The sequence below is a fragment of the Saccharothrix sp. AJ9571 genome (assembly GCF_021725495.1).
Lineage (GTDB): Bacteria > Actinomycetota > Actinomycetes > Mycobacteriales > Pseudonocardiaceae > Amycolatopsis > Amycolatopsis magusensis.
On record NZ_CP091382.1, the window covers coordinates 9,110,304 to 9,133,827 of the forward strand.

Sequence of the window (23,524 nt, forward strand, 5' to 3'; positions counted from 1 at the left end):
CACACGCCAGCGTGGCTCATTTCCGGATTTCGTTGAGGTAGTTGTAGATCGTGTACCGGGTCACCTCCAGTTCGGTGGCCAGGAAGTCCACCGCGTCCTTGATCAGGAAGAAGCCCGCCTCGTCCAGCTCCCGCACCACCGCCGCCTTGTGCCGCTTCTTCATCAGCTCGACCGGGATGGCCACCTTCTCCACCGCCCGCTCGATCAGGAACCGCTGCAGGCTGTCCACGTCCGGCGGGAAGCTCTCCCGCCGCACGGCCGCCGCGTCGTCGGCGCCGGTGGTCTCGCTGTTCACGCACAGGCAGCCGACCGCCGTGCCGTCGGCATCGCGCAGGAACATCGTCGACGAGCGGATCGGCCGCCCGTCCGGGCCGTGCGTCTCGTAGTTGATCAGGTCCTGCGTGGTGCCGCGGCGCACCAGGCCCAGCAGCAGGTCGGTCATCGGGCCGCCCGCGTCCCGGCCGGTCAGCCCGCCGGCGATCGCCACGATCGAGTCCGGCAGCCGGGAAAGGTCGTGCAGCACCACCTCGTTGCCCGGCCCCAGCATCGCGGCGAGCCCGTCCACGGCCGGGACCAGCGCCGACAGCACGTCGTTCTCGCTGCCCGCGACCCGCGCCGGAACACCGTGCACCGAAACCGCCGGACGGGTCAGCCGGGACAGCGTCAGCCGCAACGCTTCGGCGGCACCGGCGTGCGTCGAAGCGTGCGGCGAAAGGCGGACGTGCTCCGGTCGCACGGTCGCGGTGATCCCGTCGGCCTTCAGCGCCGCCCCGACGCGTTCACTCGGCACCTCGCCGAGGGTGAACGCCAGGATGCCGCCCCGCCGCTCGGTCGCGGAGACGATTTCCCCGCCGCACGAGCGGATCACCTCTTCCAGCTCACCGACCCGCTCGGCGATCCGCGCCTCGATCGCGGCCACGCCCGCCTCCTCGGCCAGCTCCAGCGCGGCGGCGAAGGCGCCCGAGGTGACCGGGCTCAGATTGCTGATCGACCACGACGCCGCGGTGTCCGTCGCCGGGTGGATCTCGTCGTCGAACAGGCCCGGATCACGCGCGCCGGTCCACCCGGACAGCAACGGGTCCATGCGTTCCTGTGCGCAATCTGACAACACGGCGAAACCGGTGCCCCAGCCCGCGCGCAGCCATTTCTGCCCACCGGCGACCAGTACGTCGGCGACCTCCCACGGCGCCTCGACCACCCCGAAGCCCTGGATGCCGTCGACCACCAGTAGCCGGTCGCCGACGACCTCGCGCAGGGCACCGAGGTCCGCGCGAAAACCGGTGCGGAAGTCGACCGCGCTCACCGAGACCACGGTGATCTCCGGCGTCAGCGCGTCCGCGACCGCCTCGGGCGTGACGAATCCGGTGGGCAGCCAGCGGACCTTCGCCCGGCCCGCCTGTTCCGCGCGCGCCCACGAATAGGTGTTCGCCGGGAACTCGCTCGCCGACACCAGCACCTCGCCGGTGGCGTTGAACGCCGCCTGGAACAGCCCGGTGCTGGTGTTCGGCACCAGCACCACGTGGTCGGTGTCGGTGCCGCACAACCGCGCCACCGCCGCCTTGGCCCGGACCTCCTGCAGCATCAGGTCATCCACAGTGGACTGTCCGGCCTTGACCGAGCGGTCCAGCAGGGTGGCGGTGGTGTCCAGCACCGCGTGCGAGGGCGGCCCGAACCGGGCGAAGTCCAGGTAGCCGGGCGTTTCGTCGAACTGGACCAGGTACCGCGCGGAGATCCGGTTCACGGCAGCACCCGCGCCAGGAACTGCCGGGTGCGCTGCTCCTGCGGATCGCCGAGCACCTGCTGCGGCGGCCCGGTCTCCACCACTGCGCCGTCCGCCATGAACACCACCTCGTCGGCGGCCTCCTTGGCGAAGGCCATCTCGTGCGTGACCACCAGCATGGTCATGCCGTCCTCGGCCAGCCCGCGCATCACCTCGAGCACCTCACCCACCAGTTCCGGGTCCAGCGCCGACGTCGGCTCGTCGAACAGCATCAACTTCGGCCGCATGGCCAGCGCCCTGGCGATCGCGACGCGCTGCTGCTGCCCACCGGACAGTTGAGCGGGATAAGCTTTCGCGCGGTCCGCGAGGCCGACGCGGTCCAGCAGGGCGAGCGCGGTTTCCCGCGCTTCGGCCGGGGCGATCCCGCGCACCCGGACCGGGCCTTCGATCACGTTCTGCAGCACGCTGCGGTGGGCGAACAGGTTGAACCGCTGGAACACCATGCCGATGTCGCGCCGCTGCTTGGCGACCTCCCGCTCGCGCAACTCGTAGAGCTTGCCGTTGCGCTCGCGGAAGCCGATCGGCTCGCCGTCGACCCACACCTGGCCGCCGTCGATCGGCTCCAGGTGGTTGACGCAGCGCAGGAAGGTGCTCTTGCCGGCGCCGGACGGGCCGAGCAGGCAGACCACCTGTCCTTTGCGGACGGACAGGTCGATCCCGCGCAGCACCTCGGCCGAGCCGTACCGCTTGCGCACGCCGACCGCACGCAGCAACGGGTCCTCAGATGGCATCTTTCCCCCTCCGCAACGGCACCGTGCGCAACGCCCGAGCCGCCCGTGACCACGGCCCCGCCGCGACGCCAGCGCGGTCGGCGGCGCCGAAGGCCCGTTCCAGGTAGTGCTGCCCGATCCCGGCGACGGTGACCACCACCATGTACCAGATCGCCGCGGCCAGCAGGGTTTCCATCACCAGCAGGTTGTTCGACGAGATGTTGTTCGACGCGTGGATCAGCTCGGTCACGCCGATCACCGAAGCCATCGAGGTCGCCTTCAGCATGTTGATGAAGTCGTTCCCGGTGGGCGGGATGATCACCCGCATCGCCTGCGGCAGCACCACCCGGCGCAGCGTCGTGGCCGGTGTCATGCCGATCGCCTTGGCCGCCTCGGTCTGCCCGCCGTCCACGCTGTTCAGCCCGGCGCGCACGATCTCCGCCATGTACGCGCTTTCGTTGAGCGTCAACCCGAGCAGGGCCGCGACGAAGGCGCTGACCAGTGCGTTGGTCGGCTCGTGCAGCAGGTAGCCGCCGGTGAACGGCAGCGGGATCGAAATGAACTCGAAGACCAGCGCCAGGTTGTACCAGATCAGGATCTGCAGCAGCACCGGCAGGCCGCGGAACAACCAGATGTAGACCATCGCGAACCAGCGCGCGACCGGGTTCGCCGATCGGCGCATCAGCGCCACCACGATGCCGATCACGATCGCCAGTCCCTGCGAGATCACCGCCAGCAGCACGGTGTTCAGCAGGCCCACGGCCATCACGCGGTACCAGAGGAACTCCGGCACCGACTCGTAGTCGATCTTCGCCTGGGCCAGCGCCACGCCGAGCGCCGCGAGCAGCGCCAGGATGATCGCGCCGCTGACCCACCGGCCCCAGTGGCGGAGCCGGACGATCGGCAGCTCAGGAGCCGCCATTGAGCTTCACCTCGCCGACCGCACCCTGCTCGACACCCCACGCCCGCAGGATCTCGTTGTAGCTCCCGTCGGAAACCAGTGCCTGCAAGGCTTTCTGCACGCTCTGCGCCAGTTCGGCGTTGCCCTTGTTCACGCCGATGCCGTACGGGCCGCCGTTGATCGGCTCGCCGGGGATCACCTCGAAGAACTGGCCCTCACCGGCGGTCTTCGCGATGTAGACCGCGCTCGGCAGGTCGTTGAGCACCGCGGCCACCCGGCCGGTGCGCAGCTGGTTCTGGTTCTGCGTGTCGCTGTCGGTGGCGGTGACCGTCACCTCGGGCTTGCCGCCCTGCTTGCACTGCTCGCTCTGCTCGGTGGCGAACTTCTGGTGGCTGGTGCCCTGCACCACGGCGACGGCCTTGCCGCACAAGGTCTCCGGCCCGTTCACCCCGTCCGGGTTGCCCTTGCGGACCATGATCGTGATGCCCGAGGTGAAGTAGTCGACGAAGTCGATCTGCTGCTGCCGCTCGGGCGTGTCGTTCATCGCCGCCATGGTCATGTCGATCCGGCCGGACTGCAGGCTGGTGATCAGCGAGCTGAACGCCATGTCCTCGTGGGCCACGCTCAGCCCGAGCTTGGCGCCGATCGCCTTGGCCAGGTCGACCTCGTAGCCGACCGGGGTCTTGCCGTCGGCGGCGTAGAAGTTGTTCGGCGCGGACTGCAGGTACGAGCCCACCCGCAGGGTGCCCGCCTGCTTGGTGGCCGCGGGCAGGGCGGCGTTGAGCTGCTCGTCCTTGGTGACCTTGGCGAGCAGGGCGGCGGTGTCCGGCACGCCTGCCGACACCCCGCCGCCGGGTTGCTGGGCGGGCTCGCCACCGGCACCGTCCGGCCCACCGCCACAGGCGGTCAGGGCCAGCGCGACCAGCGCGAGAGCAGGCACGAGTTTTCGAGCGGGCATGGGCCACCTCCGCGACCAGGGAAAATGCTGAAGCAGGACGCTACAACTCGTTGTTGAATACGTCAACTACGAGTTGAAATTTGCCGCCTGCCCCGATCGCGGCCGTGCAGGATCAGCCGATCGCCTCCCACCGCTGCGCCCACGGCGTCGCCGGCGGCCGGGCCGGGGAGCCACCCCGGCGGCGCCAGTCGTCGAGCACCGGGTGCACCACCCGGCGGGCCTGCACCGGGATCTCCACGGGTACCTCGGGCGGCTCAGCGTCGACCGCGGCGAACTCCCAGTTGACCGCCCCGCCACCGATGATTTCGGCGTAGCGTTCGGCGGCCAGCCCGGTGCGGAACCGGACCCGCTGACCGGTGATCCGGCTGGTGATCTCGACCGCCATGACGCCCTCCTGTAGCTGGGGCCGGCCCCGATCTTCCCCATCGAGGCCGGCCCGACCAGTAGAACACATGTTCGATCGAGATGCGAGTCCGGGCCGCGGCAGAGTGACCGGGCGCTCGCAGGACGGGCGACCGTCGACGGAATCCGCTTCCGCCGATCCCTGCGGTAGCAACGCTTCAGTGCCGGCCGGGCGCCGCGATCACGAGCGGGTCCACGTTGTGCCCGCTCAATTCGACCACGGGAGCCGTCCCGCCGAGGTCCGCCGTCCGGTACGCGGCCGACAACCGCAGCGTCTCCCCCGGCCACAGCGTCACGTAGTTGTCCGACCAGTCCGTCGGCAGCACTTCGGGGCCACCCGCGCCCTTGCACACGGTCGCTTTGACGAAGAACGCGACCTGCCCGCCCGCCGCGTTGTTCGTCAGGGCCACCTCGGTCCGCGTGCGGTCACCCTCCACAGTGGACTTCGCATGGGCGGTGACCGAGCCCTTGGGCAACCGGTCGAGCCCGGTCAGGTCGGCGTAACCCGTCTGGGGTGTGTGGTACCAGGTCGAACTGCCGTAATCGAGCGTGTCCGCCTGGGTGGAGAGCCAGTAGACGTTGCGGTCGAGCACCTTGCCCGCGGCGTCGGTGAGCAGCAGGCGGGTGAAGTAGGTGGTCGAAAGGCCTGCCGGCTGTGGCAGCGTGCCGGCCCGCACCGATCCGTTCGCCTTGGCCTCGACCGGACGGGTCTCCTTCGCCTTTTCCGTGCCGTCCGCGTTGAAGACGGTCACCTCCACGCGCAACCCCGGCACGGCCTCCAGCCCGGTGTTCACCACGGCCAGCGATTTGTCGTCATAGGAATACTGGACGTGCAGCGGCCGCAACGCGGTTTTCGCGCCGAAATAGGAGCCCGCGGTGTCGAGGTAGTAGTCGTAGAGGTGCCAGTAGGCGGTGGGCCAGGCGTTGTTCAGCATCCAGTAGATGACCCCGGTGGCCGGTTTCGCCGAGTCCGACCAGTCGCGCCCGAAGGCCTCGAACTGTGCGCGGTTCGTCTCGTAGTTGGCCAATTGCGCCTTGCGCACCAGCGCTTCCGGGTTCGCGGGACGGCCGTATCGCTGATCCAGTGCCGTGCCCCAGAAACTGAGCTTGTTGAAGGTGGTGCTCGGCGAAAGGTGGTACTGCGTGGCGTTGTAGTCGGTGAGCTTGGCGATGTCCTCCGGCGTGAGGAACTTCTTCAGCTCCTCCATTTCCGGGATGGCCGGGCCGGGGCCGATTTCCGAGGCGAAGCCGAATGCGCCGCCCTTCTGCTCGTTGTACCAGTAGTTCGGCGGCTCCCACCAGTACGGGCCGTCCATCTTCATGCCGGGACTGCCCAACTGCGGTGAGCTGAACGCCTTCGCGGAGGAGATGACCGGTAGCTTCCAATCCGCCCGATTCAGCGCGTCGAGGTAGATCTTCTCCAGGCCGGCGCCGGGCGCGGCGTCACTGCCGATCATGAAGCCCAGCATGCTCGGGTGGTTGCGTACGCGCTTGGCTTCGCTTTCCGCCGACTGCCCGGCGACGACATTGTCCTCGGCATCGAAGGATGCGTAATCCTCCCATTTCGAACAGCATTCCCAGCCGGTGAGCAGCATGATGCCCAACTGGTCGGCCAGGTCGTAGAACTCGTCGTTCTCCGGTTTGCCTTCGAGCCGGATGGTGTTCATTCCCATCGAACGCACCAGATTCAGCTGGTCACCGATGCGCCGCAGATCCGTGCGCAGGAACAGGTCCGACGCCCAGCCGCCGCCACGCACCAGGAACGGCTTGCCGTTGACCGAGAATTCGCGTGCGCCCTGGTTCAACCGCGAAGTCACCTCACGGATGCCGAACTTCGTTCTGACCGCATCGGAGAGTGCGCCACCAACGGCCGCATTGAGGGAAGCCTCGTACATCGGCTGGCCGCCCATGGTGAACGGCCACCAGACCTGCGGCCGCGCGATCTTCAACGCGGGCGTGTCGGCCGGCGAGAAGGTGAGCGTCCTGGTTTCACCGGGCGCCAGGGTGACCGTGCGGTTGAGCGAGATTTCGCCGACCTTGCCGGCGATCTCGGTGGTCACCGGTTGCGCGGTGTTGTTGCGGACGTCGGCTTTGACGGTCACGTCGGCGCTGCTGAGGTCGGGCAGCGGCAGATCACCGTCTGCGCGGATGTCGCGCAGGGACACCGCGCCGCTGCGGGTCAGCTGGACGTCGCGGAACAGGCCCTGGTTGCGGTCCGGCGGCAACTGGGCCCAGTCGATGAAGTGGATCGACAGGTCCTGCTGCGGATCAGCGGGCATCGCCTTGATCGCCAGGGCGTTGTGCCCCTTGCGCAGCAAGGAGGTCACGTCGAACTCGTGGGTCGGGTAGGCGCCGACGACCTGGTCGGTCCCGGCCACCTTGACGCCGTTGAGCCACACCTCGCCGCGCGAGATGATGCCGCCGTTGAGCTTCAGGAAGGTGTGCGCGCCCGGCTGCGGATCCGCGGTGAACGCCTTGCGGTACCACCACGGCACGGTGAACTCCGACCGCTCGGCGCGCTGCAGGTTGGTGCCGTAGTTGACGTCGCCGTACTTGCCGTTGGCCACCAGCCCGGCCAGCACGGTGGAGCGGGCGGGCACCGGGTACCAGCCGCTGTCGTCGTAGGCGGGCTGGGAGAGGGCGTCACCACCGGCGGTGACCACCTTGCTGGTCTGCAACCGCCAGTCCGGGATGGTGCTGGCCTGGCCGGACGCGGCGGGCGCGGTCATCGGCTCACCGGCCGGAGCGGGTGGCCCGGCCGCCTGCGCGGACAACAGGGGCACGAACACCGCGAGCGCGGCGAGCAACTTCGGCGTACGGCGTAGGCGCATGGCTGCTCCCGGAGTCAGTGGTCCAAACCACCCTGGAGCACTTTCCGATTTCCGTGCAAGGGCCGCCGGGCTGGTTCTGCCCGGCGGGGCAGGTAGGGTCCGCAAGCGTGACGATGCCCGAGGACCCCGCCGAGCCCGAGTACCGCCAGCGCCGCTTCACCGCCCCGCCGGGTGCGGCCGACCTGCTGCTGATCCGCCACGGTGAATCCGCGCCGGCCCGGCCGAGCAAGCCGTTCCCGCTGGTCGACGGCCAGGGCGACCCCGAACTCGCGCCCGAGGGGCTGGCGCAGGCCGACCTGATCGCGCGACGGCTGGGCAAGGAGCACTTCGACGCCCTCTACGTCACCACGCTGCGGCGGACCGCGCAGACCGCGGCGCCGCTGGCCGAGCGGCTGGGGCTGACTCCGCGGGTGTGTCCCGAACTGCGGGAGATCTTCCTCGGTGAGTGGGAGGGCGGGGTGTTCCGGCAGAAGGTCGCGGAGCGAGACCCGCTGGCCGAGAAGCTCTGGGCGGAGGAACGCTGGGGCGTGGCGCCCGGTGCGGAGGACGACGAGGTGTTCGCCGCGCGCGTGCGGGCGGGCATCGAGCGCATCGCCGCGGACCACCCCGGTCAGCGGGTCGCGGTGTTCACCCACGGTGGGGTGATCGGGCAGGTGCTCGCGCTGGCGAGCCGGTCACGGCCGTTCGCCTTCGTCGGGGCGGACAACGGCTCGTTCTCGCAGGTGGTGGTGCACGGTCCACAGTGGATCGTCCGGGGGTTCAACGACATCGCCCACCTCACCACCTGATCCGGCTCGCCGCGACGAACTCGACGGTGGCCAGCACGGCCACCGACTGCGCGGCCAGCAGGCCGATCAGCACGAGCAGCTGCGCGACGCCCGCCTGCACCGGGCTGGCGCCGCCGAGCAGCATGCCGACGTAGGCGCCGGGCAGGGTGACCAGGCCGACCGTACGGGTCTGGTCGAGGCCGGGGACCAGCGCATACCCGGCGGACGGGCGGCAGATCTCCAGCGCGGCGGCGCGGGGCATGAAGCCGAGCGCGAGTGCGGCCTCGTATTCGCCGTGGCGGGTCTTGAGCTCGTCGAGCGCGCGGCGGGCGGCTTGCGCGGTGGCGGTCATCGCGCCGCCGATGACGATGCCGGCGATCGGCACCACGATGATCGGTTTCCACGGCACCACACCGGAAAGCAGCACGAGGGCGAGCACCGGCGCGACCCCGGCGGCGATCGCCGCGGCGAACCAGGGCCAGCCGCCGGGTGCCTTGACGCGGCGGTAGGTGGTGAAGGAGGCGACGGCGAACATGAACGCCACGAAGCCCGCGGTCCACCAGCCGGACCGCAGGATCGCGGTGATCACGACCGACACCGCGGCGAGCTGCGCGACCGCCCGCACCGCGGCGATCAGCACCCCGCGGCCGGACCCGAGCCCGCCGCGCCAGACCACCGCCGCCGCGAGCAGCACGAAGATGACGAGCACCACCGCCAGCACCGGCCCCGCCTCGATAGCTGCACCCACCCCCCGATCCTGCCCGACGCACGCCCTCCCCACCCGCCAACCCCACCCCCACCAGCCGACCCACGTCCACACACCCGAACCCCACGTCCACACACCCGAACCCCACGTTCCGGCAACCGAACTCCACACTCGGGCAGCCGAAGCCCACATTCAGGCACCCGAGCCCCACGTTGAGGCAACCGAACCCCACGTTCAGACAGGCGAACCCCACACTCAGACGGCCACGTCCCCGTTCGGGCCGCCGAGTTCCACATTCGCGACCGCGAGTTCCGCACTCGGGCAGTCGAGTCCCACACTCAGACAGCCGAATCCCACGTTCGGGCAGCCGAGTTCCACACACGCGAGCAGGCTCGCATAAGTGAGGGAGCGGCGGGCGATCGCCGTCGGGCCGCCGAGGCCTACTGATCGACGACGCTGGGATACCGAGCGCGGGATAGGTCAGGCCAACAAGCCCCTGACTATCCGGCTTGCGAAGATCGGCTTCGCCAATGGGGAACTCGGCGGCCTGAACGCAGGACTCAGTTGCACGAACGTGGAACTCACGGCCGCGAACGTGGAACTCGGCTTCCTCAACGTGGGACTCGGCTGCTTGAGTGTGGGACTCGCCCGGGCTCTCGGAATTCACCGGCCGGACCCGGCCACCCGAACGCGGAAGTCAAGCGCTGGAACGTCGAACTCGGCTACCCGAGTGTGGAACTCGCGGTCGCGAACGTGGAACTCGGCTGCACGAACGTGGAACTCGCGTGCGTGGGAGTGGGACTCGGGGTGGGGCGCCGCATGCCGGTGGCGGCGGGCACGGCATGCGGCGCTCGGTGAGTGGTTACCGGCTGTGTGAGCAGGTGACCACGTTCTTGGCCACGGTGGTCGACTTCTGGGACACCACTTGACCGTCCACCACGATGCGGCACGTGAGGCTCCCCGCCGCCGGGTTCTGGGCGGAGATGCTGAAGTACCCCGAGCTCGGGGTCAGCTGCTCCAGCGTCCGCGACCACGGCAGTTCCGCGGAGGTCTCCTGCGCCACGGTGAGTTCGTTGCCCACGTAGGTGATGTTGCGCGCGCCGCTGTCCCCGCTCAGTTCGTACGTCACGTACTTCGACGGCATCGGCGGCACGGCAGGCGCCACGTTGTCCGCGGGCTGCCGCGCCAGGTGCTGCGGGTTCGACCGCGCGGGCCGCTCCCCCGCGGTCACCTGCAGCACCACGCTCGCGGCCCCCACCACGGCCACGCCCAGCATCAGCGAAACCCCGCCGAGCACTCGGCGCGCCCGTCGTTCCGCCAGCAACCGGGCTTCTTCGGAGGTCTCCGTCACGGGTGCCGCTCCCCACGTCACCGCGCCCCAGGTCGGGCACGCTGTTTAATACTCGCTTAATCGCGGAAGGCCGTTACCCCCGAAAGCCGGAATATTTGAATATTCACTCTTTCGGGTGTTCGGCGGTACGGACGATGTTGCGGACCATGCCACCGAACACCAGGCCGTGGAACGGCGCGACCGACCACCAGTACAGGTGCCCGGCCAGTCCTTTCGGGACGAAGACCGCACGCTGCCGGTACACCGAGCCGTGCTCCCCCGGCTCCGCGGCCAGTTCCAGCCACGCCTTCCCGGGCACCTTCATCTCGGCCCGCAACCGCAGCAGCCCGCCGCGTTCGATGGCCTCGACGCGCCACCAGTCCAGCGCCTCACCCAACTGGAGTCGATGCTGGTCACGGCGGCCACGCCGCAGCCCGACGCCACCGGCCAACCGGTCGAGCCAGCCGCGCACCGCCCAGGCCAGCGGGAACGAGTACCAGCCGTTGCTGCCGCCGACGCCCTCGATCACCCGCCACAGCTCCTCGGGTGACGCCGCGCAAGGTGACTGCCGGTGATCGGTGTAGACCGAGCCGCCGGACCACTCCGGGTCCGAGGGCAGCGGCTCGGCGGGCGCGTCCGGCACCGCGGCCCCCGACCAGCGGGTCGGCACCTCGGCGTCCCGGATCCTGGCCAAGGCCAGCTCAACGGCCCTGGCGTAGTCCACCAGCCCCTCCGGCGGATCGGGCACGTACCGCGCGATGTCCCGTTCCCGGCACACCATTTCATGCACCAGTGAATCGATCAGGGGCCGGGCGATGCCGCGCGGGACCGGCGTCACGATGTTCACCCAGTGCGACGAAAGCCGTGGCGTCAACACGGGTGCCGGAACCATCACCCGCCGGATTAATCCTGAAACTTCGGCATAGCGGCGCATCATGCTCCGGTAGGTGAGCACGTCCGGACCGCCGATGTCGAAGGCCCGGTTCACCTCGGCGGGCAGGTCCGCGCAGCCGGTCAGATACCGCAGCACGTCCCGGATGGCGATCGGCTGCACCCGGTTGTGCGCCCACTTCGGCACCACCATCACCGGCAGCCGTTCGGTCAGGTACCGCAGCATCTCGAAGCTCGCCGACCCCGACCCGAGGATGACCGCCGCCCGCAGCACGGCCGTGGGCACCCCCGAACGCAGGAAGATCTCCCCGACCTCGGCGCGGGACGCGAGGTGCTCCGAGAGCTCCCCGTCCGGCTCCAGCCCGCCGAGGTAGACGATGCGGCCGACGCCCCGGTCACGCGCGGCTTCCGCGGTGAGCAGCGCGGCACGCCGGTCGATACCGGCGAAACCCTTGCGCGACAACGAATGCACGAGGTAGTAGAGGACGTCGATACCGTCGGTCGCGTCGTGCAGGCTGTCCGCGTCGAGCACGTCACCGCGCACGATCTCGACCTCACCCGCCCACGGCACGTCCCGCAGCTTCGCCGGATCCCGGACCAGACAGCGCACGGTGTGCCCCGCTTCGAGCAGGCTCGGCACGAGCCTTCCTCCGATGTAACCGGTCGCCCCGGTGACCAGACAGCGCATTCACGCCATTCTCGGGTACCGGCGCCGATCCGGCAGGCTCAGCCGAGTCCGGCCAGCCTGCTCAGGTCGGCGTTGCCGCCCGAGACCACCAGCACGGTCACCCCGTCCGCCGGAGCCCGCACCACGCCCGAGCGCAGCGCCGCGAGGCAGACCGCCGACGCGGGCTCCACCAGCAGCTTGCTCGCCTCGATCAGCTCCTGCCACGCCGAGTGGATCGCGTCCTCGTCCACTTCGACCACCTCGTCCACATAGGCCTGGACGTGCGGCAGCGTGTACTCACCGGCGAAGGGCGCGGTCAGTCCGTCCGCGACGGTGGCCGAAGGGTTCGAAATCCGCACCACCTCACCCGCCGCCAGGCTCTGGCTCATCGCGTTCGAAGTGGCCGGTTCCACGCCGATCACGCGGGCCGCGGGCGCGAGCTTGCGCACCGCGGCGGCCACCCCGCTGAGCAGGCCGCCACCGCCGACCGGCACGAGCACCAAATCGGGTGCGGGCCCGTCCGCGCACAGCTCCAGCCCCGCCGTGCCCTGCCCGGCGATCACCTCGGGCTGGTCGAACGGGTGCAGGATGGGGTAGCCGTGCTCCTCGGCGAGTTCGGCCAGCGTCGCGGCGAAGTCGTCGGTCGGCACGATCTCCCCGCCGAAGCGCTCCACGTTCGCCACTTTCGACGGCACGGGCTTGCTGGGCATCGCGACGATCACCCGCACGCCGAGCCGCTTGCCCGCGTACGCGATGGCCGCCGCGTGGTTGCCCGCCGAGAAACTCACCACGCCCTCGGGGAGTTCACCCCGTTCCTGCCAGGACAGCAGCGCGTTCAGCGCCCCTCGGACCTTGAAACTGCCGGAGTGCTGCAGGTTTTCGGCCTTGAGCAGCACCCGCGTGCCGAACTCCGTGGACAGCCGCTGGTTTTCGATCAGCGGGGTGCGCAGCACGAGGCCGTCGATGCGGGCCGCGGCGTCGGAGATGTCGTCGATGGTCACCAAATCCACGCCCCCGACCGTACTCCGCGAAACTGTCGGGGGCCGGGTGCATGATGGTCGGCGTGTACCGCGAACTGCCCGCACCCGCCCCACTGCGCTCGGTGGTGCGCTGCCGCTGGCTGTCCGTGTCCGGCCGGGACGAACACGAGCACGGCAAGCGGATCGTGCCCGACGGCTGCCTCGACCTGATCGCCGGTGGCGGCCGGGTTTTCGTCGCCGGGCCGGACACCGCGGCCTGGCGGTCGGAAACGCCGGCCGGCACGCGGCTGCACGGGATCCGCTTCCGCCCGGGGCACGCGCCACGGGTGCTCGGGGTACCCGCGGACGAGTTGCGCGACCAGCGGATCGACTTGGCCGACCTGTGGGGCGCACGTGGGCGGGCGCTCACCGAGCGCGTGCTGAACTCCCCCGCCGACCTGATCGAGGTGGTGCGCGAACCGGCCGCGCCGGATCCGGTGCTCGACGTGGTGCTGGCACGGCTGGATCGCGGCGTGCCGCGGGTGTCGGCCGCGCTCACCGGGCTCGACCTGGGCGCGCGGCAGTTCCGCCGCCGCTTCGGGGCCGCGGTGGGTTATGGACCGGCGACCTACCTGCGGGTCGCCCGGCTGCAGCGGGCGATCGCGCTGGCGGAGGAGGTGCCGGACCTGGCCACGCTCGCCGCCGGTGCCGGGTACGCCGACCAGGCGCACCTGAGTCGTGACTGCCGCGACCTGACCGGGGCGACCCCGTCGGTGTACTTCCGTTCTGTTCAAGACCGCAGCCGCCCGGCGGGCCTACGGTCGTCGGCATGAACAGCGAAATCACCCGGAAGGCCGGGGAGTTCCTGGCCACGCACGCACGCCTGCTGGAGCGCCGGCTCGCCCAGGTGCTCGGCGGGGACCACGAAGCCACGCCCGGGGTGCTCGCCGCGCTCGCCGCCCACCGCAACCCCGACGGCGGCCTCGGTCACGCCCTCGAACCCGACGTCCGCGCCCCGGAAAGCCAGCCGCTCGCGGTCGACTTCGGCCTGGAGGTGGTCGAGCGGCTGGTCGGGGCGGCGCCGTCGATCCGGGAGCGGGCCAGGGAGTTCGCCGCCGGACTGCTGCCCTACCTCGAGTCGGTCGCGTCCCCGGGCGGTGGCCTGCGCATCGTGATGCCGTCGGCCGCCGCGCACCCGCACGCCGCGCACTGGGGCGAGTGCGACTTCCCGCCGGGCCTCAACCCGACCGGGAACATCGTCGCGCGCCTGCGAGCGCTCGACCTGTCCTCGCCGTGGCTCGATGACGCGGATTCGTTCTGCCGCACCGAAGTCGACCGCGCGCTCGCCGCGGACGAACTGGACGCACACACCGCCCTCAACGTGCTGACCTACCTGGAGAGCGTGCAGGACCCGAAACTGATGGCCGCCTTCGAGGCCAGGGTCCCCGAACTGACGTTGTTCCACCTCCACCCCGGCGCCGGCTACGGGCTCACCCCGCTGGACTTCGTGCCCGGCCCGGAGAGCCCGCGAGCCCGGCTCTTCCCGCGCGAAGCCGTCGAAGCGCATCTGGACCAGCTCGAGAAGAGCCAGCAGGCCGACGGCGGCTGGCCGGTCAGCTGGGTCCCGCCGGGTCCGGCGGCCGCACTGGAGTGGCGGGGCGTCGTCACCGTGCACGCGATCACCCAGCTGCGCGCCTATGGCCGCTGACCTGCGACGCCCGGCATAACCGCCGGCTATCACGCCAGGTCTTCGACACACGTCCGGTTTTCGACCAGGCTGAAGGCATGACCCTCCCCACCCGCTCACTCGGCGGTCTCGACGTCTCCGCCATCGGTTTCGGCGCCATGGTGCTTTCACCCGGCATGTACGGCGAAATCGACGACGAGACGGCCACGAAGGCGCTCAACCACGCCGTCGACGCCGGGGCCACGCTGATCGACTCCAGCGACGGTTACGGCGCCGGCGGGCACAACGAGAAGCTCATCGGCAACGCCGTGCGCGGCCGCCGCGATGAGGTGGTGCTCGCCACCAAGTTCGGCTTCCGCGTGCCCGAAGGCGCCGAAGCCCACACCTTCCCGGTGAACTACTCGTTCGGCGAACTCGCGGTCAACGCCGAGCCCCAGTACGTCCGCGGGTACGCCGAGCAGAGCCTCCGCAACTTCGGCACCGACCGGATCGACCTGTACTACCCGCACTTCCCCGACCCCGTGGTGCCGATCGAGGACACCGTCGGCGCGGTGGCCGAACTGGTCGAGGCCGGCCTGGTCCGCCACCTCGGGCTATCCAATGTGGACGCCGAGCAGCTGCGGCGGGCGCACGCCGTGCACCCGGTCAGCGCGGTGCAGGCGCAGTGGTCGATGTGGCAGCCGATCGAGCCCGAACTGCTCGCCACCGCCCGGGAACTCGGCGTCGGCGTGGTCGCGTGGAGCCCGCTCGGCAGCGGCTTCCTCACCGGCAAGGTGGGCGCGGTCTCCGAGTCGGACTTCCGCAGCAACATCCCGCGCTTCGACGCCGAAAAGCTGAAGACCAACAACGACAAGTACGCGCCGGTGCGCGCGGTCGCCGCGGACCTCGGGGTGAGCCCGGGGCAGCTCGCGCTGGCCTGGTTGCTGCACCAGTACCCGGCCGTGGTGCCGATCCCGGGTTCGCGGACGCCCGCGCACATCGCCGAGAACCTCCAGGCAGCCGGGATCGAGCTCACCGGTGAAACGCTCGCGCGGGTCGACGAGGCGCTGCGCGAGTTCGCCCCAGCGGGCGAGGGCAGCCTGCGCTGAGGTCATTCGGCCGCGCGTTGCTCGGCGGCCAGGAAGTGCGCGATCTCGCTGGTGGCCGGGTAGAGCGCGCGGTACCGCTGGTAGAAGCGGTCGTACACGCGCGCTCGCCCGGCATCGGGCCGGATCACCGAGCGCACCGGGTTCCACGCCGTGATGTCGGGTGACCACCCGAGCGCGACCGCGGCCAGGTAGGCGTCACCGAGTGCGGCGCCCACCGTCTCGGCGGGCACTTCCTGCTCGAGGCCGGTGACGTCGCTGACGATCCGGGTCCACAGTCCACCTTGGACACCACCGCCGACGGCGACCAGCCGCCGGGCCGCGCCGCCCGCCTCGGCCATCACCTCGAGGTTGTGCCTGACGCCGTACGCGATGCCCTCCAGCACGGCGCGGTACAGCTCGCCGAGGCCGTGCCCGGTGGTCAGCCCGGCGATCACCCCGCGGGCGTCGGGGTCGAACAGCGGCGTGCGCTCTCCGGCGAAGTACGGCAGCATCAGCAGGCCGCGGCTGCCCGCGGGCACCTCCGCGGCGGCCGAGACCAGCTCCCCGAAGTCGTGCCCGGCCAGCTTCCGCAGCCAGTCGGTGATCGCACCGGAGGTCGCCATGCCCGCGGCGAGCGAATAGCTGCCCTGGCGCACGCCGCGCGTGGTCCACAGCCCCGGGTGCGGGCTCGGATCGGCGAGCACCTGGATCAGGAACATGGTCGTGCCGTACATGACCATGGTGTCGCCGGGCTCGGTCACGCCGACGCTGGCCGCCTCCGCCCAGGCGTCCACCGTGCCCGTGGTGACCGGGAGCCCTTCCGGCAGCCCGGTTTCCGCGGCCGCGGCGGCGGTGACCGTACCGGCGATCTCGGCCGGCCAGCACAGGCGCGGCAGCCGGATGCCGGGCGCGACCACTTCGGCCCAGTCCGCCGCCCAGTCCGCCGCGCGCAGGTCGTACATCGGGTCGGCCTGGCTGGCGGAGTGGTGGTCGAGCACGTACTCCCCGGTCAGCCGGTGCACCAGGTAGGAACTGGCCATCAGGAACAACCGCGACGCGCCGAACACGTCGGGCTCGTGCCGCGCCAGCCAGCGCCACTTCGGGCCGACCGCCTGCGACGACAGCACCGTGCCGCCACGCTCCACAATGGATTCGGCACCGAGTTCCTCGGTCAGTTCGTCGATCTCGCGGCTCGCCCTGGTGTCGACGCCGTAGAGCACCGCGGGCCGCAGTGGCCTGCCCTCGGCGTCCGCGGGCAGCAGCACCGGGCCGATACCGCTGACGCCGAGCCCGGCGAGCGGCCGGTCGCCCGCCGCGGCGGCCAGCTCACCGGCGATCGCGGTGAAGTCACGCCACCAGATCGACTCCGCGTCGTGCTCGACCCAGCCGGGGTGCGGGTACGAGGTCTCGTGCGGCCGGGAGGCCCTGGCCACGATCGTCCCTTGTGGATCAACGAGCACGCCCTTCGAACTCGCCGTGCCGATGTCCACCCCGAGCAGCAGCCCGTCGACCACGCGTCACTCCTCCGGCCATGCGGCCACTCCGGCGGCCGGCTTTCGCCGGTTTGGCCGGGCACCATCTGGGTAATCGTTTACCGAAGACGCTATTGTGCGGGTTGAGTAGTGTCAACAGGCGCCGGAGCACGAGGGAAGGGGGCCCGCCATGGCGACCATCAGCGACGTGGCGGCCAGGGCCGGGGTGTCCACCGCGACGGTGTCGAGGGCACTCAACGGCAAGTCCACTGTGGACCCCGCGCTGGCGGAGAAGGTGCGTGAGGCCGCCGCCGCCCTCGGCTACCAGCCGAACGGGCTGGCCAGGAACCTGCGCCGCCAGGAGACCGCGGTGCTCGCGCTGGTGATCTCCGACGTGGAGAACCCGTTCTTCACCGCGATCGCCCGCGGCGTGGAGGACGTGGCGCAGACCTCAGGGTATTCGGTCGTGCTGTGCAACTCGGACGAAAACGCCGAGAAGGAACGCCGCTACCTGGACGTGGCGCTGCAGGAGCGGGTGGCCGGTGTGGTCCTCTCGCCCACCGGCGGCGGCACCGACGTCACCCCGCTGCTCGGCCGCGGCACCCCGGTGGTCGCGGTGGACCGCCCGCTGGACGCGGTCGACGGCGACCAGGTGCTGGTCAACACCCGATGCGCCGCGGACGAAGCGACCCGGCACCTGATCGAGGGCGGGTACCGGCGGATCGGCTGCCTCACCGGGCCGGAGGGCGTGCGCACCGCGGACGACCGCCTGGCCGGGTACCGGAGCGCGATCGCCGGCTCCGACACCCAGCAGGAGACCTACGTCCGCCGGTGCGAACTGCGCACCGCGCACGCGAAGGCGGCGACCCTGGATCTGCTCGACGCCGACGCGCCGGACGCGCTGCTCGTGATCAACAGCACCATGGCCATCGGTGTGCTGGAAGCGCTGCGAGAGCGCGGGTTGCGGCCCGGGCGCGACGTCGGGCTGGTGAGCTTCGACGACACGCCGTGGGCCGCGCTGGTGGACCCGCCGCTGACCGTGGTGGCCCAGCCCGCCTACGAGATCGGCAGCATCGCCGCCCGGCTGCTGCTCGACCGCATCGCCGACAGCTCCCGGCCGCCCGAGGCCAGGGTGCTGGCCGCCGAGCTGATCGAGCGCGGCAGCAGCCACCGGTGATCAGCCGCCGGTGTTGAGGCGGGTGTAGACCTCGGCCGCGTTGTCCTTGGTCACCCGCTCGATCGCCAGGCCCTGCACCTTCGGCACCTGCTGGCAGTCGACCAGGATCTTGCGCGCCGAGTCGACCGCCTCCTTGCCCCCGGTCGGGTAGACGAAGGTGGCCGCCAGCCTGCCCGCCTCCACCGCCTTGATGCCGCCCGCCTCGATCGGCAGCCCGTCGATGCCGACGATCCGGATCCCGGTCAGCCCGGCGTCCTGCGCGGCGAGGTAGGCGCCCTCGCCCATCGGGTCGTTGTGCGCGTAGACCACCTGGACGCCGGGTGTGCCCTTGAGCAGCGCGTCGGCCTGCTGGCGGCCCCGGTCGCGCAGCCAGTCGCCGTCGGCACTGGCCACGATCTCGATGCCCTTGCCGCCGATGCCGAGTTTGAACCCGTCGCTGCGTTCCCTGGCCGGGCTGGAGCCCGCCAGGCCCTTGAGCTCGGCCACCCGGCCACCGCCGGGCAGCAGCGTCTGGGCGACGAACTCGCCCGCCCGGCGGCCGATGTCGAAGTTGTCGGCGCCGATGAACGAGGTGTAGGCGTCGCCGTTGACCTTGCGGTCCAGCACCAGCACCGGGATGCCGCGCTCGTAGGCCTTCTTCACCACCGAAGTCAGCGGGCTCGCCTCGTTCGGGCTGACGATGAGCAGGTCGACCTGCTGGGTGATGAAGTTCTCCACCTGCTCGACCTGCTTGGAGTTGTCCTGCTGCGCGTCGGCGAAGTTGACGGTGAACTGGGGCACCGCGGTGGCGGCCTGCCGGATGTCGGCGTCCATCCGCTCCCGGTACGGCTCGGCGACGTTGGCCTGGCTCACCCCGATCGTGTACTTGCCGCCCGCCCCGCCGCACGGTTTCGGCTCGGCTTTGCCGCCCGCGTTCTCGCTGGTGGTGCCGCAGCCCGTCGCCACGGTCGCCACCAGTGCCGTGCCGAGCAGCAACGCCAGCGCGCCACGCTTGCGAATTGGCATGAGTTCCTCCCTTTACCCCACCGCGGCCGGTCGCAGGCGCTGCAGGCCCGCGGCCGCCACGATCACCAGTCCGATGATCAGCAGCTGCACGTTCGAGTCGATGTTGTTCAGCGTCAGGATGTTGCGCAGCACCCCGACCAGCAGCGCCCCGGCGACCGTACCGACCACCGTGCCCCGCCCGCCGGACAGGCTCGCTCCGCCGATCACCACCGCCGCGATGGCGTCCAGCTCGGCCATCGACCCGTCGTGGGGACCGCCGTAGTTCAGCTGGCCCGCGTGCACGAGCCCGGCCAGCCCGGCGAGCAGCCCGCACAGGCCGAAGACCAGGATCTTCACCCGGTCCACCGGCACACCCGACAGCCGCGCGGCCTTCTCGTTGCCGCCGATGGCGTAGACGTGACGGGAGAAGGCGGTGACGCGCAGCAGGATCGCGGCCAGTCCGGCGACCACGGCGAAGATCAGCGCCGGGATCGGCACCAACCCGTTGAACGTGCGCTCGCCGAGCAGGGAGAAGGCCGTCGGCGCGCGGCCGGGTGCGTCCCCGTACGCGATCTCCACCCCCTGCCCACCCGAGAAGATCCGGGCGAGCGCCCGCGCGATCTGCATGCCCGCCAGCGTCACGATGAACGCCTGGATACCCAGTTTCGCCGTGACCACGCCTTGCAGCAGCCCGAAGGCCAGCCCGGCGGCGAGCACGGCCGTCACCGCGGGCAGCACCCCGAAGTCCTGGCGCACCAGCAGCACCGCCGCGCCGACACTGGCCAGGCCGAGCACCGAGCCGACCGAGAGGTCGATGCCGCCGACCAGGATCACGAAGGTCATGCCGACGGCGAGGATGCCGATCTCCGACATCGCGCGCACCACGTTGAACAGGTTGCCGCTGTCCAGGAAGAGCAGTTCCCCGTTCCGCACCGGCGAGAAGACCACGGCGGCGAGGAACACCAGCACCAGCCCGAACAGGCTCTGGAAGCGGAACAGCCAGGCGGTCATCCGGCCTCCCCCGGAAGTGTGGCCACCTCGCCCATCGACGCGGCCAGCAGCTCGGCCTCACGCGCCTCGGCGGTGCGCAGTTCGCGCACGCTCCGCCCCTCGCGCAGCACCACCACCCGGTCGCACACCCCCGTCAGTTCCGCGAGTTCCGACGACGCCAGGAGCACGCCGACGCCCTGGCCGGCGATTTCGGCCAGCAGCCGGTAGATCTCCGCCTTCGCGCCGACGTCGACGCCCCGGGTCGGATCGTCCAGCAGGAGCAACGCCGGTTCGGTCAGCAGGGTGCGGCCGAGCACCACCTTCTGCTGGTTGCCGCCGGACAGCGAGCCCGCGGGCGCGGCGAGGCCGGACAGGGTGATGCCGAGCCGTTCCGCCGTGCTCATCGCGGCCTGCCGTTCCCGCGCGGCGGGGACCACGCCGAACCGCGCGATCCGGCCGACCACGGACAGCACCGTGTTCGCCAGCACCGAATGCTCCAGCGCCAGCCCGGAGGTGCGGCGGTCCTCCGGCACGAACGCGATCCCGTGCCGGAGTGCTTCGCGCGGGCCGTTCGGATGGATCTCCTTGCCGTGCAGCCGGACGCGGCCCGTCCACCGGCCGGGTGTACCCACGCCGTACAACGTCTCCAGCAGTTCGGTGCGCCCGGAACCGAGGAGTCCGGCCAGGCCGACGATCTCGCCTTCCGCTACCCGCAGCGAGATTCCGGCGGGCTCACGCCTGCCGGGCACCGGCCGCCGGGGGCGCACCGCGAGGTTCTCCACCCCCAGCAGCACGCGGCCGTCGGCTCTGCCGAGCTCGGTGTGTTCGGTGCTGTAGAGCTGCTCCACCCGGCGGCCCACCATCGCTTCGGACGCCTGCTCGGCGGTCATTTCGCGGGCGTCGAACTCGGCGACCACCCGGCCGTTGCGCACCACCGTGGCACGATCGGCGAGCCGGCCGATCTCCGCCATGCGGTGCGAGATGTAGACGATGCCCGCACCGCCCGCACGCAGCTCGGCGATCACCCGGAACAACTGCTCGGCTTCGGCGGGCGGAAGCGCGGAAGTGGGCTCGTCCATGATCAGCACGCGGGCGTCGAGCGAGAGCGCCTTGGCGATGGTGACCAGTTGCTGTTCCCCGGTGCGCAGGTGCTCCACCGGCCGCTTCGGATCGAGGTCGACGCCGGTGCGGGCGAGCAGGTCGCGCGCGGCCGTGAGCATGCGCCGCCGGTCGAGCGTGCCGAAGCGGGTCCGTGGTTCCCGGCCGAGGAAGATGTTCTCCGCCACCGAAAGCGCCGGAACCAGGTCGAGTTCCTGGGGAATCATCGAGATGCCCGCGCGCTGGGCGTCGGCCGGGCCGCCGAAGCGCACCGGCTCCCCGTCGATCCGGATTTCGCCCTGGTATCCGCCCACCTCACCGGCGAGCACCTTCATCAGGGTGGATTTTCCGGCGCCGTTCTCGCCGAGCAACGCGTGCACCTCACCGGCGTGTACGGTGAACCCGGCGTCCCGGATGGCGCGCACCCCGCCGTAGGACTTGCTGATGCCCGTCATGGCGACCAGCGGTGCCCGATCGGTCATGCCCGCCCCCTGCCGGCGGTGGCCTGAGAAAACGATTGCCCAAGCTAGGGTCACCCGTCGCGGGTGTCAAGCACCGCCCTTCCACGGATCGGAAGGTGCACCCCATCGGTTTCGACGCCCATCCGCCGGGCACCCTCGTCGGAGATGCCGGGGCAGGGACGGTCACCCGCGGAATAAGCTCGGATCGCCTCTGTGACGAACCACCGAAGGACTCTGGACAACAGCACCCGGGACGGTCAGACTGACCCACGTTCGTCTACCGTACGTGTTGAGTTATGTGCATTCTGTGTCGATCTTTGGTGACTTGCCACACAATAGCGGCACGAGACCGCACGAACCCGCACACACAGGATAGTCTGGGTGCATGTCTATGGCGCTGGAGACCGTACTGGCGAAAGCCGGGCTCAAGGTGGACGCGACCGAATTCCTCACGCACGTCGAGGACGCGGCCCGCAAACTGTCCCCGCCGAATCCGGACCCGGCGGATTATTTCTCCGCCGACCAGCAGGACGCGCTCATCGACGTCGGACTGGACCTGTCCCCGCAGGCGAACAGCGAACCGGACATGCGCGCCAGGACGGTGGCCGCGCACGCGGTGCTGGCCGACTCGTCGCTGACCGTGCTGGCCGCGGCCGAACGACTGGGCGTGGACGACAGCCGCATCCGGCACAAGATCAAGGACCGCAGGCTGGCCGCGTGGAAGGCGCAGGGCGGCTGGCGGCTGCCGTCGTGGCAGTTCACCTCCTCCGGGCTGCTGCCCGGGCTGGACGTGGTGCTGCGCGCGGTGCCGGAGGACCAGCCACCACTCGTGGTGGCCGCGTTCATCAGCACCCCGCAACCGGACCTGGTGATCAACGACCGGCCGGCGACTCCCCGGCAGTGGTTGCTGGCGGGCGGTGATCCCGAGCCCGTCGCCCGGCTGACCGAGACGCTGGGCACCCCCGCCTGAGCGCTCCGGCTCTCCCCCGAGATCACCTGTCCGCACGAGAAAGTGTTGAACCCCACGCATGGCCAGGCTCCCCCTGCCACCCGCGCGTGCCGTCCTGGTCAGGGAACTGCGGCGCACCGAGGACGTCGTCGCGGTGCACCCGGCGACCAGGCTGGTGCGCATCTTCACCGCGCACGGCAACCACCCCCAGCAGTGGAACACGTTCCGCTACACCGGACCGCTGCCGCACGGCCGCTTCGACCCGCAGCGGCCGGGCCGCGGCGGCGTGCCGGTGACCGACCCGAAGAACGGGGTGCTCTACTTCGGGCTCACCGTGCGCACCAGCGTCGCGGAGGTGTACCAGACCACGTCCACCGTGGACCGCAAAACCCGCGGCCCGCGCCTGGTCGTGGTCCGGCCGACGCGCACCCTGCGCCTGCTCGACCTCGGCGGCCTGTGGCCGACCAGGGTCGGGGCCTCGCAGGAGATCTCCAGCGGGCCGAAGAAGATCACCCAGGCGTGGGCGCGGGCCATCCGCTCGGCCTTCGGCGACCTGGACGGGCTGTGGTACCGCTCGTCGATGGACTCCGGTGACCCGGCCCTGTGCCTGTGGGACCCTCCAGCCGGCGGGGCGCTCCCGCTGAAGCCGGAGGTCCTGCTGCCGCTGGACCACCCGGGGCTGGACGTCCCGCTGGGCCGCGTGTGCCACGAACTCAACTACGACATGGTCAACTAGC

21 protein-coding genes are annotated in these 23,524 nt (G+C 70.7%); 7 read left to right on the plus strand and 14 right to left on the minus strand.

What is annotated here, in order from left to right:
• Positions 1-16: 16 nt before the first annotated feature.
• The 6 genes from L3Q67_RS41230 to L3Q67_RS41255 form a co-directional block, all read right to left on the minus strand.
• Positions 17-1,741: an aminotransferase class V-fold PLP-dependent enzyme gene (locus L3Q67_RS41230; RefSeq protein WP_499186820.1), complete on the minus strand. Its 1,725-nt coding sequence runs from the start codon at positions 1,739-1,741 to the stop codon at positions 17-19.
• Entirely contained in the window at positions 1,738-2,511 is a 774-nt protein-coding gene (locus L3Q67_RS41235) for an amino acid ABC transporter ATP-binding protein (protein WP_499186821.1), read from the minus strand. Before L3Q67_RS41235 ends, L3Q67_RS41230 begins: the two co-directional genes overlap by 4 nt.
• A complete protein-coding gene (locus tag L3Q67_RS41240; RefSeq protein WP_499186822.1) occupies positions 2,501-3,412 on the minus strand; it encodes an amino acid ABC transporter permease in 912 nt (303 codons plus the stop codon). Before L3Q67_RS41240 ends, L3Q67_RS41235 begins: the two co-directional genes overlap by 11 nt.
• Entirely contained in the window at positions 3,399-4,349 is a 951-nt protein-coding gene (locus tag L3Q67_RS41245) for an ABC transporter substrate-binding protein (RefSeq protein ID WP_499186823.1), read from the minus strand. The genes L3Q67_RS41240 and L3Q67_RS41245 overlap by 14 nt, the downstream gene beginning before the upstream one ends.
• Positions 4,350-4,461: 112 nt before the next feature.
• Complete coding sequence (locus L3Q67_RS41250; RefSeq protein ID WP_499186824.1) at positions 4,462-4,734, minus strand: hypothetical protein; 273 nt, start codon at positions 4,732-4,734, stop codon at positions 4,462-4,464.
• A 175-nt stretch (positions 4,735-4,909) separates the two neighbouring features.
• Positions 4,910-7,582 carry a glycoside hydrolase family 2 protein gene (locus L3Q67_RS41255; protein WP_499186825.1) on the minus strand — a complete coding sequence of 891 codons (2,673 nt, stop codon included), beginning with the start codon at positions 7,580-7,582 and terminating at the stop codon, positions 4,910-4,912.
• Positions 7,583-7,695: 113 nt separating this feature from the next.
• On the opposite strand from L3Q67_RS41255, the gene L3Q67_RS41260 reads away from it, so the two are divergent.
• The gene (locus tag L3Q67_RS41260; protein ID WP_499191770.1) at positions 7,696-8,370 is read left to right on the plus strand and encodes a histidine phosphatase family protein; all 675 of its coding nucleotides are present in this window, start codon (positions 7,696-7,698) and stop codon (positions 8,368-8,370) included.
• Here L3Q67_RS41260 and L3Q67_RS41265 read toward each other — a convergent pair.
• From L3Q67_RS41265 to L3Q67_RS41280, 4 genes are all read right to left on the minus strand, one after another.
• Positions 8,360-9,097 carry an ABC transporter permease gene (locus tag L3Q67_RS41265; RefSeq protein WP_499186826.1) on the minus strand — a complete coding sequence of 246 codons (738 nt, stop codon included), beginning with the start codon at positions 9,095-9,097 and terminating at the stop codon, positions 8,360-8,362. The genes L3Q67_RS41260 and L3Q67_RS41265 overlap by 11 nt on opposite strands.
• A gap of 820 nt (positions 9,098-9,917) precedes the next feature.
• Entirely contained in the window at positions 9,918-10,406 is a 489-nt protein-coding gene (locus L3Q67_RS41270) for an MmpS family transport accessory protein (RefSeq protein WP_499186827.1), read from the minus strand.
• A 103-nt stretch (positions 10,407-10,509) separates the two neighbouring features.
• Positions 10,510-11,964, minus strand: a complete 1,455-nt coding sequence (locus L3Q67_RS41275; RefSeq protein WP_499186828.1) for an SDR family oxidoreductase — start codon at positions 11,962-11,964, stop codon at positions 10,510-10,512.
• 38 nt (positions 11,965-12,002) lie between these two features.
• Complete coding sequence (locus L3Q67_RS41280) at positions 12,003-12,953, minus strand: threonine ammonia-lyase (protein ID WP_499186829.1); 951 nt, start codon at positions 12,951-12,953, stop codon at positions 12,003-12,005.
• 41 nt (positions 12,954-12,994) lie between these two features.
• On the opposite strand from L3Q67_RS41280, the gene L3Q67_RS41285 reads away from it, so the two are divergent.
• The 3 genes from L3Q67_RS41285 to L3Q67_RS41295 all read left to right on the plus strand — a co-directional run bounded on the left by L3Q67_RS41285 (position 12,995) and on the right by L3Q67_RS41295 (position 15,677).
• Positions 12,995-13,735 (plus strand): AraC family transcriptional regulator, encoded by a 741-nt coding sequence (locus L3Q67_RS41285; protein WP_499186830.1) that lies wholly within the window; start codon positions 12,995-12,997, stop codon positions 13,733-13,735.
• On the plus strand, positions 13,732-14,610 hold the full coding sequence (locus tag L3Q67_RS41290) for a hypothetical protein (protein ID WP_499186831.1): 879 nt from the start codon (positions 13,732-13,734) through the stop codon (positions 14,608-14,610). The genes L3Q67_RS41285 and L3Q67_RS41290 overlap by 4 nt, the downstream gene beginning before the upstream one ends.
• Positions 14,611-14,687: 77 nt before the next feature.
• Positions 14,688-15,677 carry an aldo-keto reductase family protein gene (locus tag L3Q67_RS41295; protein WP_499186832.1) on the plus strand — a complete coding sequence of 330 codons (990 nt, stop codon included), beginning with the start codon at positions 14,688-14,690 and terminating at the stop codon, positions 15,675-15,677.
• Between the two features lie 2 nt (positions 15,678-15,679).
• Here L3Q67_RS41295 and L3Q67_RS41300 read toward each other — a convergent pair whose 3' ends face one another.
• The gene (locus L3Q67_RS41300; RefSeq protein ID WP_499186833.1) at positions 15,680-17,170 is read right to left on the minus strand and encodes an FGGY-family carbohydrate kinase; all 1,491 of its coding nucleotides are present in this window, start codon (positions 17,168-17,170) and stop codon (positions 15,680-15,682) included.
• Positions 17,171-17,318: 148 nt separating this feature from the next.
• Here L3Q67_RS41300 and L3Q67_RS41305 point away from each other — a divergent pair, with 148 nt between their 5' ends.
• Positions 17,319-18,305, plus strand: coding sequence for a LacI family DNA-binding transcriptional regulator (locus L3Q67_RS41305; RefSeq protein WP_499186834.1), 987 nt, complete (start codon positions 17,319-17,321; stop codon positions 18,303-18,305).
• On the opposite strand, the gene L3Q67_RS41310 is transcribed toward L3Q67_RS41305, so the two are convergent.
• From L3Q67_RS41310 to L3Q67_RS41320, 3 genes are read right to left on the minus strand one after another with little or no spacing between them, the layout of a single operon-like run.
• Positions 18,306-19,310 carry a substrate-binding domain-containing protein gene (locus L3Q67_RS41310; RefSeq protein WP_499186835.1) on the minus strand — a complete coding sequence of 335 codons (1,005 nt, stop codon included), beginning with the start codon at positions 19,308-19,310 and terminating at the stop codon, positions 18,306-18,308.
• A gap of 12 nt (positions 19,311-19,322) precedes the next feature.
• Positions 19,323-20,300 carry an ABC transporter permease gene (locus tag L3Q67_RS41315; protein WP_499186836.1) on the minus strand — a complete coding sequence of 326 codons (978 nt, stop codon included), beginning with the start codon at positions 20,298-20,300 and terminating at the stop codon, positions 19,323-19,325.
• Positions 20,297-21,859: a sugar ABC transporter ATP-binding protein gene (locus L3Q67_RS41320; protein ID WP_499186837.1), complete on the minus strand. Its 1,563-nt coding sequence runs from the start codon at positions 21,857-21,859 to the stop codon at positions 20,297-20,299. Before L3Q67_RS41320 ends, L3Q67_RS41315 begins: the two co-directional genes overlap by 4 nt.
• A gap of 364 nt (positions 21,860-22,223) precedes the next feature.
• Here L3Q67_RS41320 and L3Q67_RS41325 point away from each other — a divergent pair, with 364 nt between their 5' ends.
• Both L3Q67_RS41325 and L3Q67_RS41330 read left to right on the plus strand, forming a co-directional pair.
• The gene (locus L3Q67_RS41325; RefSeq protein ID WP_395906180.1) at positions 22,224-22,808 is read left to right on the plus strand and encodes a MerR family transcriptional regulator; all 585 of its coding nucleotides are present in this window, start codon (positions 22,224-22,226) and stop codon (positions 22,806-22,808) included.
• A 58-nt stretch (positions 22,809-22,866) separates the two neighbouring features.
• Positions 22,867-23,523, plus strand: a complete 657-nt coding sequence (locus L3Q67_RS41330) for an RES family NAD+ phosphorylase (RefSeq protein ID WP_209665629.1) — start codon at positions 22,867-22,869, stop codon at positions 23,521-23,523.
• The last annotated feature ends 1 nt before the right edge of the window (position 23,524 follow it).

What these genes read in the sequence shown, in the direction of transcription:
- L3Q67_RS41235 (WP_499186821.1), bottom strand. Translation starts at nt 2,511, where the DNA reads ATGCCATCTGAGGACCCGTTGCTGCGTGCGGTCGGCGTGCGCAAGCGG.
- L3Q67_RS41240 (WP_499186822.1), bottom strand. Translation starts at nt 3,412, where the DNA reads ATGGCGGCTCCTGAGCTGCCGATCGTCCGGCTCCGCCACTGGGGCCGG.
- L3Q67_RS41245 (WP_499186823.1), bottom strand. Translation starts at nt 4,349, where the DNA reads ATGCCCGCTCGAAAACTCGTGCCTGCTCTCGCGCTGGTCGCGCTGGCC.
- L3Q67_RS41250 (WP_499186824.1), bottom strand. Translation starts at nt 4,734, where the DNA reads ATGGCGGTCGAGATCACCAGCCGGATCACCGGTCAGCGGGTCCGGTTC.
- L3Q67_RS41255 (WP_499186825.1), bottom strand. Translation starts at nt 7,582, where the DNA reads ATGCGCCTACGCCGTACGCCGAAGTTGCTCGCCGCGCTCGCGGTGTTC.
- L3Q67_RS41260 (WP_499191770.1), top strand. Translation starts at nt 7,696, where the DNA reads ATGCCCGAGGACCCCGCCGAGCCCGAGTACCGCCAGCGCCGCTTCACC.
- L3Q67_RS41275 (WP_499186828.1), bottom strand. Translation starts at nt 11,964, where the DNA reads ATGCGCTGTCTGGTCACCGGGGCGACCGGTTACATCGGAGGAAGGCTC.
- L3Q67_RS41285 (WP_499186830.1), top strand. Translation starts at nt 12,995, where the DNA reads ATGATGGTCGGCGTGTACCGCGAACTGCCCGCACCCGCCCCACTGCGC.
- L3Q67_RS41290 (WP_499186831.1), top strand. Translation starts at nt 13,732, where the DNA reads ATGAACAGCGAAATCACCCGGAAGGCCGGGGAGTTCCTGGCCACGCAC.
- L3Q67_RS41295 (WP_499186832.1), top strand. Translation starts at nt 14,688, where the DNA reads ATGACCCTCCCCACCCGCTCACTCGGCGGTCTCGACGTCTCCGCCATC.
- L3Q67_RS41305 (WP_499186834.1), top strand. Translation starts at nt 17,319, where the DNA reads ATGGCGACCATCAGCGACGTGGCGGCCAGGGCCGGGGTGTCCACCGCG.
- L3Q67_RS41310 (WP_499186835.1), bottom strand. Translation starts at nt 19,310, where the DNA reads ATGCCAATTCGCAAGCGTGGCGCGCTGGCGTTGCTGCTCGGCACGGCA.
- L3Q67_RS41315 (WP_499186836.1), bottom strand. Translation starts at nt 20,300, where the DNA reads ATGACCGCCTGGCTGTTCCGCTTCCAGAGCCTGTTCGGGCTGGTGCTG.
- L3Q67_RS41320 (WP_499186837.1), bottom strand. Translation starts at nt 21,859, where the DNA reads ATGACCGATCGGGCACCGCTGGTCGCCATGACGGGCATCAGCAAGTCC.
- L3Q67_RS41325 (WP_395906180.1), top strand. Translation starts at nt 22,224, where the DNA reads ATGTCTATGGCGCTGGAGACCGTACTGGCGAAAGCCGGGCTCAAGGTG.
- L3Q67_RS41330 (WP_209665629.1), top strand. Translation starts at nt 22,867, where the DNA reads ATGGCCAGGCTCCCCCTGCCACCCGCGCGTGCCGTCCTGGTCAGGGAA.